The 14,945-nt window shown below is 57.8% G+C and carries 12 protein-coding genes; 4 read left to right on the top strand and 8 right to left on the bottom strand.

What is annotated here, in order from left to right; all coding sequences use genetic code 11:
* Window positions 1-35: 35 nt before the first annotated feature.
* Window positions 36-599: a hypothetical protein gene (locus RHM65_RS12020; RefSeq protein WP_322185151.1), complete on the top strand. Its 564-nt coding sequence runs from the start codon at window positions 36-38 to the stop codon at window positions 597-599.
* Window positions 600-978: 379 nt separating this feature from the next.
* Here RHM65_RS12020 and RHM65_RS12015 read toward each other — a convergent pair whose 3' ends face one another.
* Window positions 979-1,905, bottom strand: a complete 927-nt coding sequence (locus tag RHM65_RS12015) for a LysR family transcriptional regulator (RefSeq protein ID WP_322165759.1) — start codon at window positions 1,903-1,905, stop codon at window positions 979-981.
* Between the two features lie 106 nt (window positions 1,906-2,011).
* Here RHM65_RS12015 and RHM65_RS12010 point away from each other — a divergent pair, with 106 nt between their 5' ends.
* The 3 genes from RHM65_RS12010 (at window position 2,012) to RHM65_RS12000 (ending at window position 5,070) form a co-directional block, all read left to right on the top strand.
* Window positions 2,012-2,611: a short chain dehydrogenase gene (locus RHM65_RS12010; RefSeq protein ID WP_322165760.1), complete on the top strand. Its 600-nt coding sequence runs from the start codon at window positions 2,012-2,014 to the stop codon at window positions 2,609-2,611.
* Window positions 2,612-2,673: 62 nt separating this feature from the next.
* Window positions 2,674-3,345 carry a hypothetical protein gene (locus tag RHM65_RS12005; RefSeq protein ID WP_322165761.1) on the top strand — a complete coding sequence of 224 codons (672 nt, stop codon included), beginning with the start codon at window positions 2,674-2,676 and terminating at the stop codon, window positions 3,343-3,345.
* A gap of 114 nt (window positions 3,346-3,459) precedes the next feature.
* On the top strand, window positions 3,460-5,070 hold the full coding sequence (locus RHM65_RS12000) for an NAD(P)/FAD-dependent oxidoreductase (RefSeq protein WP_322165762.1): 1,611 nt from the start codon (window positions 3,460-3,462) through the stop codon (window positions 5,068-5,070).
* Window positions 5,071-5,268: 198 nt separating this feature from the next.
* Here the strand turns inward: RHM65_RS12000 and RHM65_RS11995 are convergent, their stop codons facing one another.
* The 7 genes from RHM65_RS11995 to dinG form a co-directional block, all read right to left on the bottom strand.
* Window positions 5,269-6,366, bottom strand: a complete 1,098-nt coding sequence (locus tag RHM65_RS11995; RefSeq protein ID WP_416195129.1) for a PLP-dependent cysteine synthase family protein — start codon at window positions 6,364-6,366, stop codon at window positions 5,269-5,271.
* A gap of 166 nt (window positions 6,367-6,532) precedes the next feature.
* A complete protein-coding gene (locus tag RHM65_RS11990) occupies window positions 6,533-6,997 on the bottom strand; it encodes a glycine zipper 2TM domain-containing protein (RefSeq protein ID WP_322165764.1) in 465 nt (154 codons plus the stop codon).
* Window positions 6,998-7,177: 180 nt separating this feature from the next.
* Window positions 7,178-7,825 carry a pyridoxamine 5'-phosphate oxidase gene (gene pdxH, locus RHM65_RS11985; protein WP_322165765.1) on the bottom strand — a complete coding sequence of 216 codons (648 nt, stop codon included), beginning with the start codon at window positions 7,823-7,825 and terminating at the stop codon, window positions 7,178-7,180.
* A 54-nt stretch (window positions 7,826-7,879) separates the two neighbouring features.
* Window positions 7,880-8,986 (bottom strand): OmpA family protein, encoded by a 1,107-nt coding sequence (locus RHM65_RS11980; protein WP_322185147.1) that lies wholly within the window; start codon window positions 8,984-8,986, stop codon window positions 7,880-7,882.
* A 118-nt stretch (window positions 8,987-9,104) separates the two neighbouring features.
* Window positions 9,105-10,250 (bottom strand): serine hydrolase domain-containing protein, encoded by a 1,146-nt coding sequence (locus tag RHM65_RS11975; protein ID WP_322185145.1) that lies wholly within the window; start codon window positions 10,248-10,250, stop codon window positions 9,105-9,107.
* Between the two features lie 95 nt (window positions 10,251-10,345).
* The gene (locus RHM65_RS11970) at window positions 10,346-12,679 is read right to left on the bottom strand and encodes a beta-galactosidase (protein ID WP_322185143.1); all 2,334 of its coding nucleotides are present in this window, start codon (window positions 12,677-12,679) and stop codon (window positions 10,346-10,348) included.
* A 91-nt stretch (window positions 12,680-12,770) separates the two neighbouring features.
* Entirely contained in the window at window positions 12,771-14,915 is a 2,145-nt protein-coding gene (gene dinG, locus RHM65_RS11965; RefSeq protein WP_322185141.1) for an ATP-dependent DNA helicase DinG, read from the bottom strand.
* Window positions 14,916-14,945 lie beyond the last annotated feature (30 nt).

The raw sequence follows: 14,945 nt of genomic DNA, 5'->3' as shown, positions 1-14,945 counted from the left end.
CCGTATGGGTGAGTGTTCCTCTTCTTTGTTGGCTTTTGGGCTCATTAGTCATCCGCTACCTCCCCCACCTCTGGGTCAAACCCTCCCGAGGCCCCATCTGGGAAATCAACCGCCGTACCGGTCTCGTCACTCTCTTCGATTACGACAACAACGGCGAGTACAAAAAGAACGGCACCATCGGTGAACTCACCGCCCCGTTTTACGAGTTCGATGCCTACATCGCCACCATCCCGGATCGTCAGGGTTTAGTGACGAACGTGCTGTACATCGCCCACCGCTACCGCGATATCGTCATCAACTTCCGGCCCTTATTCGCTCCCGGTGAAGGCCAGCTGTGCTGTGCCCTGTGGGATTTCCTGCAGAACTACATGGACACCAGCCGCCCGCTGCCAGACTTACCGCGATACGAACAATACCGACACCTCGATCCAACAACGGCTGAATACGACCGCAAAACCCGCCGCAATCCAAGGTTCTGGATCGATATGGACGATGCTACCTTCGAGCAAGAGCTCTACGCCATGCGCGGCAAGATCGATCAAATCGACACCTTTCAACGCGCGAACCTGATGGCGCGGTATGTGGAGTATGTCGATTGATCGTCCGTTTCAGCCGCAGAGTTTGTGTTGGCTGCTTTGGCGCTTTCGTTGGCAAGCCAACACCCACAAAGTTGATTTTGTTCGGTTGAACCTTCGCCGCGCCCATTTCTGCAGGCGACTCCGTCCCCCTCGCGCAGTAAAAACAGGACCTGTAGGAGCGCGCTTGCCCGCGATCGGCTGCGCAGCAGTCGTAAAACCATCGACTCCACTTTTTCAGTTGGGACCGTATAGGCCTTTTGGGACCGCTTCGCGATCCATCGCGGGCCAGCGCGCTCCTACAATTCGATATCTGAAATCAATGAGTTATGCGTTGTTTGAGGGCGGGAATCCAGTCCGGCGTTGATGTTGTTCTGGAGCCGAGGCTCGTCTGCAATTCTCTCTATCGCCGGTGTGTTCTGTTAAGCCTATCAAACGCGCTACTACTGCGAGCAAACCAACTCAACAAGTAATCAGCCATGACCTGGGTACGACGCGGCAAGCCGGCTTCGTAGGGGTGGACCAGGAACAGCGGCAAGCTGGGGGTTTGATAATCGCGCAGCAGCCAGCGCAGACGTCCGTCGGTGATTTCGGCGTGAACCATGTAGGACGGTAGTCGGGCGATGCCGGCACCGACCAGCGCGGCTTTTTTCAACAGGCTGTAATGGTTGCTCGCGAATGGACCCGCAACGCGTACCCGTGTCAGTTGGTGATTCTGGTGGTAAAGCCATTCGTCACGGCCGCTGTAGTGGCTGTTAAGCAAGCAAAAATGCTCGCTCAACGACACCGGGCGCGTGGGCTCGCCGTGGCGTTCGAGGTAGGCCGGGCTCGCGCAGGTGAGTTCTTGCATGTCGAGCAATGGTTTGGAGACCAATCGTTCATCGCTGTCAACGTGAGTGCGGATCGCCAGATCATATCCGTCCCGGTACAGGTCCCGAAACCCATTGTTCAGGTCCAGCTCTATCTGAACCAATGGATATTCTTTCGAAAACTCCATCAGCAAACCGTCGAAGAATGTTTCGCCCATGGACACCGGTACGGTGATCCGCACCGAGCCGGCGACCTCATCGTGTAACCGGGCTAACGCTTGCTGGGCGCGCACGGTTTGATTAATTAGCGCCCTCGCTTGAGGCAATACGGCTGCACCCGCGGCCGTCAGGCTTAAGCGACGAGTCGTACGATGCAGTAGCGTCACGGAATAACGGGTTTCCAGAAACTTGATGCGCTTGGACAATTGGCCCTTGCTGCACCCCAGCCGCTGGGAGGCCAACGTAAAGCTCCCGGCTTCGACCAGGATCGCAAAGGCAACCAAGTCATCCATCTCGCTCATTTCGATTGTTTCCTGCTGAAAACGTGAAGTTGCCAATTAGCATGTTTATCGACCGCAATCTCGCACTCTACACTGAGTCCTTGTTAAACCATTTCAAGGAAACGCGATGAAAATTCTTCTGATTGGCGCCACGGGAACCTTAGGCTCGGCCATTGCGAAGGAATTGGCCCCGCGCCACGAGATCGTCAGCATTGGCCGCACGAGCGGTGATTTCCAGGTGGATATTAGTGACAGCGCGTCCATCAGAAAACTGTTCGAACGGGTAGGTAGATTCGACGCGTTGGTGTGTGCAGCCGGGAACGTGAATTTTTTGCCCTTGGCCGACATGACTGAACAGGACTTTGCGCTGGGCCTTCAGGACAAACTCATGGGCCAGGTCAATTTGCTGTTGATCGGACGCGAATTCGCCAACGATGGCGCTTCGTTCACCTTCACCACCGGCGTCACCAGCCATGACCCGATCCGCACTGGGACCTCCGCCAGCCTAGTCAATGCCGCTATCGACGGTTTTGTTCGGGCGGCTGCCATCGAATTGCCTCGCGGCTTGCGCGTAAATTCGGTGAGCCCAAATGTTTTAGTGGAGTCAATGGGCGCCTACGCGTCCTATTTCCGGGGCTTCAAGCCCTTGCTGGCGGCGGATGCTGCACTGGCTTACGCGAAAAGCGTCGAAGGTTTGCAGACCGGTCAGACTTATCACGTCGGCTGAGCCCTTGTGATCGGGCAGCAGCCTGAGTAACGTGGCGCCACTTGTTTGGAGACCGACCCACCATGTTCGCTGCCCGTACCCTGTTGATGATTGCCCTGCTGCCCGTGTTTGCCGGCTGTCAGATGTTCAGCGCCAAACCTGCGTCGTCCACGCAGGGCTTGACTCGCATGCAAGGCGACCTCACCGGTGAAGGTGGTCAGCTGTGGTTTCAGCCTTGCAACGAACAACGCCGGTTTTTGATCCAGGACAGCGGCAACACCAGCGTGCTGCAAGAGGCTACGGCGCTCGCGGCCAAAAAAGGCACGCTGTTCGCCGATTTACGCGGCAGCTTCAACGCCAGCAAAACCTCGGGCACCGATGGGGTGGTCAACCTGCAGCAACTCTACCGGGTTGAACGTTCCGCCACCGCCTGCAAGGACACCAACTTCAAGCAGTTGATCGTGCACGCCAGCGGCAACAGCCCGGCCTGGGACATCAACGTCAACGGCAAAGGCTTGATCCTCAACCGTGAGGGCAAAGACCCCGTCGCCCTGCCGTATGTTGAAGAAGAACTGCCTGATGGTCGTCTCAACCTGAGCACCGAAGCCAATGGTCAGCGCATCGAGTTGTGGGTCGCACCGCAACGCTGCGTCGATCCGGTTAGCGGTTCCGTACTGCACTTGACCGCTGAATTGCGCGTTAACGATCAGGTCCAGCGTGGCTGTGGCTATTACGGCGGCGCACGCAACGACTGAGTTCACCCGGAGCCTGGTTACGGCTAATGGATTTCAAATGCCTGCAGCGCATGGGACCGAAGGGGCCTATAATTGCCGGTTCGCGTAAAGCTGGCCCGGATACTGGACCCTGTCATGTTACGAATCACCGAACTCAAGCTGCCAATCGATCACCCGGAAGAAGACCTGCGCCCTGCCCTGCTGCGGCGCCTGGGGATCGACAGCGATGAGCTGCTCAACTTCACACTGTTCAAACGCAGCTACGATGCGCGGAAAAAATCGTCGGAACTGTGTTTCATCTACACCATCGATTTCGAAGTGCGCGATGAAGCGGCGCTGTTGCGCACGTTTGCCGATGACCGCCATCTCGGCGTGGCACCCGACATCAGTTACCACGTTATCGGGCATGCCCCCGAAGGTTTGAGCGAGCGTCCGATTGTCGTCGGCTTCGGCCCCTGCGGGATTTTCGCCGGTTTGCTTTTAGCGCAAATGGGCTTCAAACCGATCATCCTCGAACGCGGTACTGAGGTGCGTCAGCGCACCAAGGACACCTTCGCGTTGTGGCGCAAGAACGTGCTCAACCCGGAGTCCAACGTGCAGTTTGGCGAAGGCGGCGCCGGGACCTTCTCCGACGGCAAACTGTACAGCCAGATCAAAGACCCGAAATTCCACGGCCGTAAAGTACTGCATGAGTTCGTCAAAGCGGGTGCGCCGCAAGAAATCCTGTATGTCAGCAAGCCGCACATCGGTACGTTTCGACTGACCGGTGTGGTGGAAAACATGCGTCATCAGATCGAGGCGCTGGGTGGCGAAGTCCGCTTTCAACAGCGCGTTACTGACGTGCTGATCGACAACGGCCAGTTGCAGGGCGTGGTTTTGAACAGCGGCGAACAGATCGAATCCAAGCACGTGATCCTTGCGTTGGGCCACAGCGCCCGCGACACCTTTCGCATGCTCCATGGACGTGGCGTGTACATGGAAGCCAAGCCGTTTTCCGTGGGCTTCCGTATCGAACACCCGCAATCGCTGATCGACCGCGCACGCTTGGGCAAATACGCCGGCCACCCGAAATTGGGTGCGGCGGATTACAAACTGGTGCACCACGCGAAAAACGGTCGTTCTGTGTACAGCTTTTGTATGTGCCCTGGCGGCACGGTGGTGGCCGCGACCTCCGAGCTGCACCGGGTGGTCACCAACGGCATGAGCCAATACTCGCGCAACGAGCGCAATGCCAACTCGGGCATCGTGGTCGGCATCACGCCCGAGGATTATCCAGGCGGCCCGTTGGCCGGTATCGAGTTGCAAGAGCGGCTGGAATCGCTGGCCTACGTGTTGGGCGGCAGCAACTACGAGGCGCCCGCGCAGTTGGTGGGTGACTTCATTGCTGGAAAGGCGTCGAGCGTCTTGGGCAGCGTAGAGCCGTCTTACAAGCCTGGGGTGAAACTGGTGGACTTGGCAGACGCCCTGCCCGGGTATGCGATTGAGGCGATTCGTGAAGCGTTGCCGGCGTTCGATAAACAGATCAAAGGTTTCGCCCAGCACGACGCGATTCTGACCGGTATTGAAACCCGCACCTCGTCACCGCTGCGCATCACCCGCGATGACACCCTGCAAAGCTTGAACGTCAAAGGCCTGTTTCCGGCCGGTGAAGGTGCTGGGTATGCGGGCGGTATTTTGTCCGCTGGGGTCGACGGTATTCGAGTCGCCGAGGCGCTGGCTCGGGATATGTTGGGGATTGAGGGTTGATCCGAGGATGATCTGTAGGAGGGTCCGCCACGTCTTCGACACCGTATTGTCGCGCAGTGGCAGGACTGAAGCCTTCCCGAATGAATTCGGTCCCACAGATTTCTGGCGTTGCACAGATTTCTGTAGGAGTGCCGAAGGCTGCGACAAGGGCCGAAGGACCTTCGCCAACAAGTTGTCTCCTACAGGGTTTTCACTGTCTTAAATCCCGGCGCGCAACACGCCTTCGGGCAGGGCTTCACCCCGTTCGGCACAGGCCGCGATGCTGTCGATCAACCCGGTTAGTTCATACCCTTGTGCTGTTAACCACGCCTGATCGTAATAGGTAGTCGCATAACGCTCGCCGCCGTCGCACAAAATCGCCACGATGGAGCCTGACTCACCAGCAGCAACCATTCCCTTGGCAGCCAAAAGCGCGCCGATGAGGTTGGTTCCGCTGGACCCCCCTACACGCCGGCCCAAGCGCTGTGCCAAGTAATGCATGGCGGCCAGGGACAGTGCATCGGGCACTTTGACCATAGCGTCAATCACTCTTGGCAAAAACGAGGCCTCGACCCGAGGCCGTCCGATACCCTCGATGCGTGAACCGCAGTCCAGACGCAAGCTCGCATCGCCGGTTTGGTAATAGTCAAAAAACACCGAACGCTCGGCATCAGCGCATAACACCCGCGTGCTGTGCTGGCGATAACGCACGTAGCGACCCAGCGTTGCGGTGGTGCCGCCCGTGCCGGGGCTTGAAATCAACCAGCTAGGTTCCGGATAACGCTCAAAGCGCAGCTGTTGGAAGATCGACTCGGCGATGTTGTTATTGGCTCGCCAATCGGTGGCACGCTCGGCGTAGGTGAATTGGTCCATGAAATGACCACCGCTTTCTTGGGCGAGGCGTTCGGACTCAGCGTAAATCTGAGTCGGGTCCTGAACCAGATGGCTCTTGCCGCCATAGAACGCGATTTGTGCGATCTTTTCCTGAGAGGTGGTGGCAGGCATCACCGCAACAAACTGCAAACCCAACAAACGGGCGAAGTACGCTTCGGAAATCGCTGTCGAGCCACTGGAGGCTTCGATCACTGGAGCGCCGGGCTTGAGCCAGCCATTGCACAACGCATAGAGAAACAACGACCGCGCCAAACGATGTTTAAGGCTGCCCGTCGGGTGGCTGGACTCATCTTTGAAGTACAACTCGACGCCTGGCAGTCCCGGTAATTCCAAGGGGATCAAATGGGTGTCGGCGCTGCGCTGAAAGTCCGCTTCGATGATTCGGATCGCTTCACGGGCCCATGGTCTGCTATCGCTCATCATGACTTCTCATTCAAATTTAGGAATCGTTCCACCGCTCAAATCGCCCCCATCAAGAAGCCAATCGTCTTAAGCATTGGTGCCAATAAAAAGCCCGGACTTTTGGCCCGGGCTTTTTTATTACAACTTGTTGCAGTTACTCAAGTGTCACTCAATAACGACGTAAAACTTAGTGAGCAACTCGACTTGTACCATTCACCGTCATGATGCGCACGCGTTCACCGACGCGGAAAATTTCATTTTCCTGCACTTCCTGAACATAGGCGCGCATCGTGCCGTCGTCTTCACGCACGGTAATTTCTACGCCCTGCGCACGGGTCAAACCTTCTTCCGTGGCCGAACCCAGCAGACCACCCGCTACCGCACCGATCACCGCAGTGATGATGCTGCCGCGACCGCCACCAATAGCGCTACCGGCCACACCACCCACTACCGCACCAGCGCCAGCGCCGATTGGAGTCTTGGTGCCTTCGATTTTAACGGGGCGCAACGAGTCGATGGTGCCCATGCGTACGGTCTGTACTGTCCGAGCCTCATCGCGGGAATATGAGTCCCCGGTCAGACTTGAGGTACAGCCGCCCAGTGTCAATGCCATAGCAGTGAACGAAGCAACCAGCAGAACAGACTTACGCATAAGATCATCTCCAAAAAGAACAAGCAGCCATTAAACTCCGTGACAAGAAACCTGTCACGGTTCTGCACCGAAAAACTTGTTTCCATTCAGCGGACATACTGTGCCGCTTTACCCTCACGTCATAGACGTTCGGGCGTGAAAAAGATTCAAAGGATTTCTAGTGCAGAGAATGGCGATACATCAGGGCGCGAGCCGCTCCCGAATCCATGCCTCGTTTTGCAGACGATAGTTCAAACGATCATGCAACCGGCTCGGACGGCCTTGCCAAAACTCGATCCTTTCTGGCAACAAGCGATACCCGCCCCAGTGCTCCGGGCAGTGCGGTTGGCTGTCGCTGAACCGCTGCTCGGTGTCCTTGAGCAGCGCTTCAAGTTCGGTACGATCAGCGATCACCCGACTTTGCGGTGAAGCCCATGCCCCGAGACGGCTGCCCAGAGGCCGAACCTGAAAGTAAGCGTCCGACTCTTCCGGGCTCACCTTAACCACGCGCCCTTCAATCCGCACCTGACGCTCCAGCGAAGGCCAGAAGAAGGTCATGGCCGCAAAAGGACGCGACGCCAGTTGCTGACCTTTATCACTTTCGTAGTTGGTGAAAAACGTGAAGCCTTGGTCGTCGAGTCCTTTGAGCAGCAAAATCCGACAATGAGGACGGCCCTGTTCATCGACGGTCGCCACGGTCATGGCATTGGCCTCGACCGGTGCTTGCTCGGTTTTCACCGCCTGGGCGAACCACTGATGGAACAAGGAGAAAGGTTCGTCCGGTGCCTGAGCTTCGTTCAAACCATCTCGGGCGTAATCACGACGCATATCGGCCAAAACTTGGGTCATCACGTGCTTCCTTCGCTGCAATTCCTGGGAAAAGGTCCTTGGCTACGGTCAGGCTTAGTTGGCTTTCGCCTGATCGTCCGGTATGTCTTTCTTCGCTGGCGCGTCAGTTTTGGCGGGCACAGCGGGCGTCGTCTTTTTCACTGACGAAGCTTTTTTGACAACGGGCTTTTTGGCGGCGGCTTTTTTCACCGGTGCCTTTTTAGTGCTGGCTACGGTTTTAGCCCCTGGTGCGGGGGTAGCGGCTACGGGCGGTGTTGTCTGAGCGGCGGCCAGAGTCGGGCCTGGCGCTGGCATGTTGTATTTGCTCAGCAGGGCCACCATGGTGACTTGCGGCGTCATCACGATCTCGATCCGACGGTTCAGCTTGCGACCTTCGACACTGTCGTTGGCTGCACGCGGCATGATCGAACCCATCCCACGCATGCCCAAGCGGTTACGTTCCAGACCACTCAGGCGGAAAATGGCAGCAACCGAAGACGCTCGGTCTTGAGTCAGTTTTTGATTGTCAGCGCTCAAGCCAGTGGTGTCGGCATGGCCAAGAACGAGCACAGCGGTTGTCGGGTCGGCTTCAACAATTTTTGCCAGGCGGGTAATCGGGCCAAGTGTAACCGGCAGCAACATGGTTGGACGATCATGGTTGAACGAGCTGTCCGCTGGGGCGGTGATGACCAATATGTTCTCGCGGCGCTCCAGCTCAAACGGGCTGTCTTTGATCGCTACACGCAAACGTGGCTCGTAATTATCAAGCCAAGCTTGGGTGACTTTTGGATCAGGCATTGGCACCGGTTGAGCGCGTAGCGCGAGGAGCGGCTTAGCCGCGTCCTTTTGTTGTTTGGTTTCGAACGGCCACCACCAATGAGTCTCGGTAGAAGGCGCGGCCGCGGCAACCACCGGCGCGGCGGCAGGAGCAGGAGCAGCCTTGACGTCGACTTTAGCGGCGGCGACCTCTGTTTTCACCGCGACAGGCGCAGCTGGAGCAACAGCAGCGACCTTCGCATCAGGCTTGCCCGCCGTTGCTTGATCCGGCGCCTTATCCGCAGACTGATGAGCACCAAAAGGCCACCAGTTAATACCACCATCGGCGGAGCCATTCTGAGGCGTTTGAGCACAACCCGTGACAGCCAGACATAAGGCAAACGCGATAGTTTTGTTAGAGGACATTGTTAATCCATACCGTGAAAAAGCAGAAATAAAGCTTTGAATAAGCTCGTATAAACAGACAATTTGAAAACAAAATACTCCACCCAGTTCCTTGAACGCCAAGTTAACTGACCATCGGCTAAAAACAGCTCGCCAATACGCGCGCCAGCGATTGTGCGCGCGGGTCCATCAATACGTAAGGCCCAAGCGTGTTGGTGACAAAACCAAACGCCACCTCGCGCTCAGGGTCCGCAAATCCTATCGACCCGCCAGCGCCGGGATGACCGAAGGCTTTAGGCCCAAGACCGTAGGTCGCATTTGGCACCTGCGGTTGGTCGAGCATGCAGCCAAGGCCAAAGCGGGTGGGCGTCAGCAGGGTTTTATCCAGGCCCGCACTGTGTTCGCGAGTCAGCTCGCCTAGCAACTCGGCTTCGAGTAACCGACCGTCAAGCAATCCGGTGTAAAAGCCTGCAAGACTGCGAGCATTGCCGTGACCATTGGCCGCAGGTTGTTGCATGCGCCGCCACTCCGGTTTGTTGGTGCTGGTCATGATCGACGGCGGGTTGGTAAACGCCCGCGCGGTCATGGAAGAGGGTTCGCGCATAGTGGTTTGCAACAGACGCTGCGCGGCAGCGTCCCCCGGATTACCCTTGCCACGCGCAATGTGCGCAACACGGTAAAACTCTTCATCCGCCAGCCCGACATGAAAATCGAGCCCCAAGGGTTCGGCGATACGGGCCGCGATGGACTCTCCAGGCCCTCGCCCGTCGGCACGGCGCAGCATCTCGCCGACCAACCAGCCATAGGTCATGGCGGCATAACCGTGGCCATGACCCGGCGTCCACCACGGTTCTTCAGCGGCCAGCGCGTGGGTCATGGTGTGCCAGTCATAAAGCGCTTCGGCAGGCAACATTTCACGCAACGCCGGTAAACCCGCCTGATGGCAAAGCAACTGACGCAGCGTAATTTTATCTTTACCGGCAGCTGCGAACTCAGGCCAAAGGTGGGCGACCGGGTCGTCCAAGTGCAACTTGCCTTCACCCACCAATTGCAGCGCGGTAACAGCGGTAAAGGGTTTAGTGCAGGAAAAGACATTGGCAATGGTGTCGCTGTGCCAAGCCTCAGCACCGTCCTTGTCAGCCGTGCCGGCCCAGAGATCGACAACGGTTTCGCCGCCAATCTGAATACACAACGCGCCGCCGCGCTCTTGAGGGTCATCGAAGAGAGCGGCGAAAGCTTCCCGCACCGCTTCAAATTTAAGCTCGAAATGACCCTGAATCTGCACGCGCCCGCTCCCCCGAAATGACTGTTTCAACTGTTGACGCGCATTGTTCCAGCGATTGAGCGCTTTGGGAACAGACTCAAGCGTGATGGCGACGATTAACGTGTGCCATCGGCATCATCTTCGGCCCCGTTTTCCGGTTCTAAGGGGGTTGTATGCGCCTGGGTTTTATCCGCGCCGTTCGCTCGCGTTTCTTTGTTTAGCGTGACGGGAACTTGAACATTGGCTTTGCGCACGGCTTCAACGAAGCCCTGAAACGGTACGTCGGTGATGCCAACGAGGCCCACGTGACCATTTTCTCCGTCGAGCAAACGACCCGTGACCGGCTGATCGACGTACTCGAACCAATGCACACCCACAATTGAAGGCTCAGCCAGCGCCTGTTTCAGGAAGTTGGCGTAAGCCGGGCCACGGTCTTCTTCCCTGGGCACTTCTATCGCGCCAGCCCAAAATGGGCCGCGATCGCGTGAACCGAAGTGGAATTCGCCGATCAGCACCGGCTTGTCCAACTCACGCAGCTTAGCGAAGTCGTAACCGTCTTGAGGTTTGAGCGTATAAAAATTGAAGCTCAGCACATCGCAATACTGGGCGCACGACGCCACGGCCTCGGGGGTACTGACCGAGAAGCGGCCTCCCAATAACAGATGATTGGGCGCGTGCCACTTCAAGGAGTCGGAGATGGTTTTGAAGTAGGTGTCGGCGAACGCCTTTTGGAAGTTTTTGAAATCAGCTTCGATCTCCGGGTGATCGGCGCTTGGCAATGGCGGCTGGAAGCCTGGGTCCTCCAGCAATTCCCACGCGGGCAAGTCGATACCCCAGGCTTTCGACAACCCCTGCCGATTGCGATACTTGTCACGCAGCTGTTTGAGGAACGCACGTTTGGCCGGCGCATCCGTGCTCATTTTCAGCGTGCCGTACGCCAGCGCATAGCGGGATTTGGGGTCATTACCATCACCGGCCCACGCCAGTTCGTTGTCCGCGAAATAACCCACCAGCCATGGGTCATCACGATGATCTCGGGCAGCAATGGCGACCGCGCGCTCGGTGGCCATGGCGAAGCGCGGGTCGAACGGGTCGGGCATGCCACCCCAACGGTCGACCCCGGTGCTGATGCTGTTGTAGTCGCCGACGATAGACAGCGGCAAGGTATACGGCACGCGCTCATTGACCCCCAACTCTGGGTCACTCCAATTGCCAATGGTGTTGAAGCCCCAGGCCTGCAAGCGATCAAGGGTGTGAGCGGTCCAACGTTTGGCGTCGAATGCCGGTGACGCACACTGAGCGCTGACCTTGGCGGCTACCGTTTGATCAGCCGCAACGGCGCTGACGCACTTTTCCTGGCCGTTGGTGCGCTGCAGGTTTGCGCCATAAAAATCGAACCATTTACCATGAGCAAAAGCACGCGCACCGTTGGCCCCAGCGTTGCGGCGGTTGTCATCCTTGCCGTAAAAGATGGCCAACGGATCAACGTCGATGGGTAATGCCGAAAACATCGATTCTCGGCCTTCGACATAAGTACGACTGTCGGCTGCGGTGACCGCGTTCACACCCAACGAATAAAACGGATGGCCTTCGGGGGTGATCAGGTACCAGCGTCCATTGAGTTTTTCAGTACGGAAAAAACCCTTGGCTTCGAAACTTGGACCGCCGAGCCAGCCGCCGTATTTGTCTTGCTTAGGCCGATCGGCGAGCCAAGTTTTAAGCTGCTGGTGCTCCTTGACCGACGCCGCTTTGAGCTGTTCATCGCTGACGACTTTCTCAGGCCACTTGCTGCGCGTGAACTGGCCATAACCATCGACGATATTGGCGTAAGCGGCCTTCTGAATAACGTCACCTTCTTGCACGCCGAAACGCTCCAGCAGGATGCTCTGGGCAACGTCCGGCTGGTTCATCGATAAGGTCACCGAAACCACCTTGCTGCGATCCAGTTTGCCCTGGGCATCGGCCAGTAATACACGCTGACCGTCGTAGGTCCACGGCATCGGCGGTCCAGCGAACATGCCCTGACTTAGCGGCGAACTGGCGTTTAACGGGATGAACACAGTTTGGGCAGGACCAGCGGGCAAATCGACCCGACTGTTGATCACGCTGCCGTCAGCGCTCTGGATCTGAACATCAAGGGTGAGGGCCCAGTCCATGGCGCTTTGAACGCGCAACGTCATGCTGCTGTCGTCAGACCAATTCCACGAACCGGATTCAGGCGCCAAGCGCAAGCTCGGACGTGCCACAGGATTGAAGGTGACGCGGCGCAACACTTCGCCCTCGGCGGTTTGCTCAGCGTTGGATTGCGGCAGGCTGGCGTCTTGTGTGGTGATTTGAACCACATCGGCAGGGCGAACGAAGTTGAACAACGTCTGCTGCCCTTCGGTCGCAGCCAACAGCGGACCGGAAAAAACAAGCGCTAATACCGAGGACAGCGAACGGCGAATCATGTGTTTGGTTCCTTTAACGACCCGTTATAAGAACGGTCACACGCCGGACCGAGGTAAGACCCGGTCCGGTGCGAATGAGGCCCACGGTGACTCAGGAAATTTCGCGACGGAACGGCGGTAGCGCGTTAAGGATTGCCTTGCCGTAACGCTGAGTGACTACCCGCCGGTCGAGCAGCGTGATGGTGCCGCGATCTTCTTCTGTGCGCAGCAACCGGCCGCACGCTTGGACCAAACGCAATGAAGCATCCGGCACAGCGATTTCCATGAACGGATTGCCTCCACGGGCTTCGATCCACTCCGCCAACGCCGCCTCAACAGGATCATCCGGGACAGCGAACGGGATTTTTGCAATTACCACGTGTTCGCAATAAGCACCGGGTAAATCGACCCCTTCGGCGAAACTGGCCAGTCCGAACAGTACGCTGGACTCACCGCTGTCGACCCGGGCCTTGTGCTTGTTCAGGGTTTCCTGCTTGGACAGATTGCCCTGAATGAACACTTGTTTACGCCAGTCGCGCTCAAGGCCGTCGAAGACGTCTTGCATCTGTTTGCGCGAGGAAAACAAGACCAGCGTACCTCGTGAACCCTCGACCAACCTCGGCAGCTCACGAATGATCGCGGCGGTATGCGCTACCGCGTCGCGAGGGTCGGCCTTGAGGTCCGGCACCCGCAACACGCCGGCGTCGGCATGGTGAAACGGGCTTGGGACAACCGCCGTGACGGCGCCTTTGGGTAACCCGGCGCGCATGCGGTAGCGGTCGAACTTGCCCAACGCGGTCAAGGTCGCCGAGGTGACCAAGGCGCCATAGGCGACGTTCCAAAGGTTACGGCGAAGCATTTCCGCCGCCAGAATCGGGCTGGCGTTGACCTCGATGTCGAACAACGAGCCGCTGTCGGCCAAGGTCAGCCAGCGCGCCATGGGCGGACTGTCTTCGGGGTCTCCAACCGTGAACGCCGTCCACAGTTCCCAGTTACCGTGAGCCCGGGCCAACAAGCTGCCGAACAACGGATACCATTCCTCAGCCTGGTGACTGGCGATGCCGATGTTCACCTCGCCGTCCATGCCGGTCTTGAGCAATTCGGTCAGGCGGGTGAACAGATCATCGAGTCGGGCGAAGCCTTTTTTCAGCTCTGCGCCCATCTCACGCATGTGCTCAGGCACCAACCCTCCGATAAAGCGATGACGCGGCCGCTCACGGCCCTGCATGTCTTCACCGGGTTTGAAGTCGGCCAGTTGTTCGCAAGCGGCGAACATGAATTGCTGCTGGGTTTTGATCTCCCGCGCCAGCTCCGGAACCTGTTCGATCAATTTGCCCAGATCGCCCGGCAACGGGTGTTGGGCCAACAGTTTGGTCAGGTTTTTCGCGGTTTGTTCCAGCCAATCCGAGGTAGAGCGCAGGCGGGTGTAGTGAGCGAAATGGCCGATGGCCTTGTCAGGCAGGTGATGCCCTTCGTCGAACACGTAAAGCGTTTCACGCGGATCAGGCAATACCGCCCCGCCTCCCAGTGCCAGATCAGCAAGGACCATGTCGTGGTTGGTGACGATGACATCGACCTTGCCCATCCCCTCGCGGGCCTTGTAAAAGGCGCACTGCTGAAAGTTTGGGCAATGGCGGTTGGTGCATTGACTGTGGTCAGTGGTGACCCGCGCCCAGTCTTGATCTTCCAGGGCTTGCGGCCAGCTGTCGCGGTCGCCGTCCCACTTATTGCCAGCAAGCTTTTCGATCATGCTGGTGAACAGCTTCTGACTGGCCTCGTCGACTTCGATCTTGAAGCCTTCCTCTTCAAACAGCTGGGCAGTGGCGGTTTGCGCGTTGCCTTCTTGCAACAGCATGTCGAGTTTGGACAGGCACATGTAACGGCCGCGCCCTTTGGCCAAGGCAAACGTGAAGTTAAGCCCGCTGTTGCGCATCAGGTCCGGCAGATCCTTGTAGACGATCTGCTCTTGCAGGGCGACGGTCGCTGTGGCAATTACCAAACGTTTGCCGGCCGCCTTCGCCGTGGGGATCGCGGCGATGGCGTAGGCAACCGTTTTACCGGTACCAGTGCCCGCTTCGACCGCGACCACAGCCGGATCGCCCGAGCGTCGACCTTCTTCATCGGTGTCGATATCGCCGAGCACTTTGGCGATCTCGGCGATCATCAAACGCTGGCCATAACGCGGCTTCAGGCTCTTGGCTTCGAGGAAACGCGAATAAGCGCCCTGAATCTGGGATTTGAGTTCGTTACTGATCATGGGCTTCGGGGCGCTACGAATCGGGTTAAA

It is taken from the genome of Pseudomonas sp. CCI4.2, from assembly GCF_034350045.1.
Classification (GTDB): domain Bacteria; phylum Pseudomonadota; class Gammaproteobacteria; order Pseudomonadales; family Pseudomonadaceae; genus Aquipseudomonas.
The sequence above is the reverse complement of the archived record's forward strand: the minus strand, read 5'-3'. Positions and strand labels throughout refer to the sequence as shown.

Excerpts from the sequence above, each read along its gene's own strand:
- RHM65_RS12015 (WP_322165759.1), bottom strand. The coding sequence starts at position 1,905 with ATGAGCGAGATGGATGACTTGGTTGCCTTTGCGATCCTGGTCGAAGCC.
- RHM65_RS12010 (WP_322165760.1), top strand. The coding sequence starts at position 2,012 with ATGAAAATTCTTCTGATTGGCGCCACGGGAACCTTAGGCTCGGCCATT.
- RHM65_RS12005 (WP_322165761.1), top strand. The coding sequence starts at position 2,674 with ATGTTCGCTGCCCGTACCCTGTTGATGATTGCCCTGCTGCCCGTGTTT.
- RHM65_RS12000 (WP_322165762.1), top strand. The coding sequence starts at position 3,460 with ATGTTACGAATCACCGAACTCAAGCTGCCAATCGATCACCCGGAAGAA.
- RHM65_RS11995 (WP_416195129.1), bottom strand. The coding sequence starts at position 6,366 with ATGATGAGCGATAGCAGACCATGGGCCCGTGAAGCGATCCGAATCATC.
- RHM65_RS11990 (WP_322165764.1), bottom strand. The coding sequence starts at position 6,997 with ATGCGTAAGTCTGTTCTGCTGGTTGCTTCGTTCACTGCTATGGCATTG.
- pdxH (WP_322165765.1), bottom strand. The coding sequence starts at position 7,825 with ATGACCCAAGTTTTGGCCGATATGCGTCGTGATTACGCCCGAGATGGT.
- RHM65_RS11980 (WP_322185147.1), bottom strand. The coding sequence starts at position 8,986 with ATGTCCTCTAACAAAACTATCGCGTTTGCCTTATGTCTGGCTGTCACG.
- RHM65_RS11970 (WP_322185143.1), bottom strand. The coding sequence starts at position 12,679 with ATGATTCGCCGTTCGCTGTCCTCGGTATTAGCGCTTGTTTTTTCCGGT.
- dinG (WP_322185141.1), bottom strand. The coding sequence starts at position 14,915 with ATGATCAGTAACGAACTCAAATCCCAGATTCAGGGCGCTTATTCGCGT.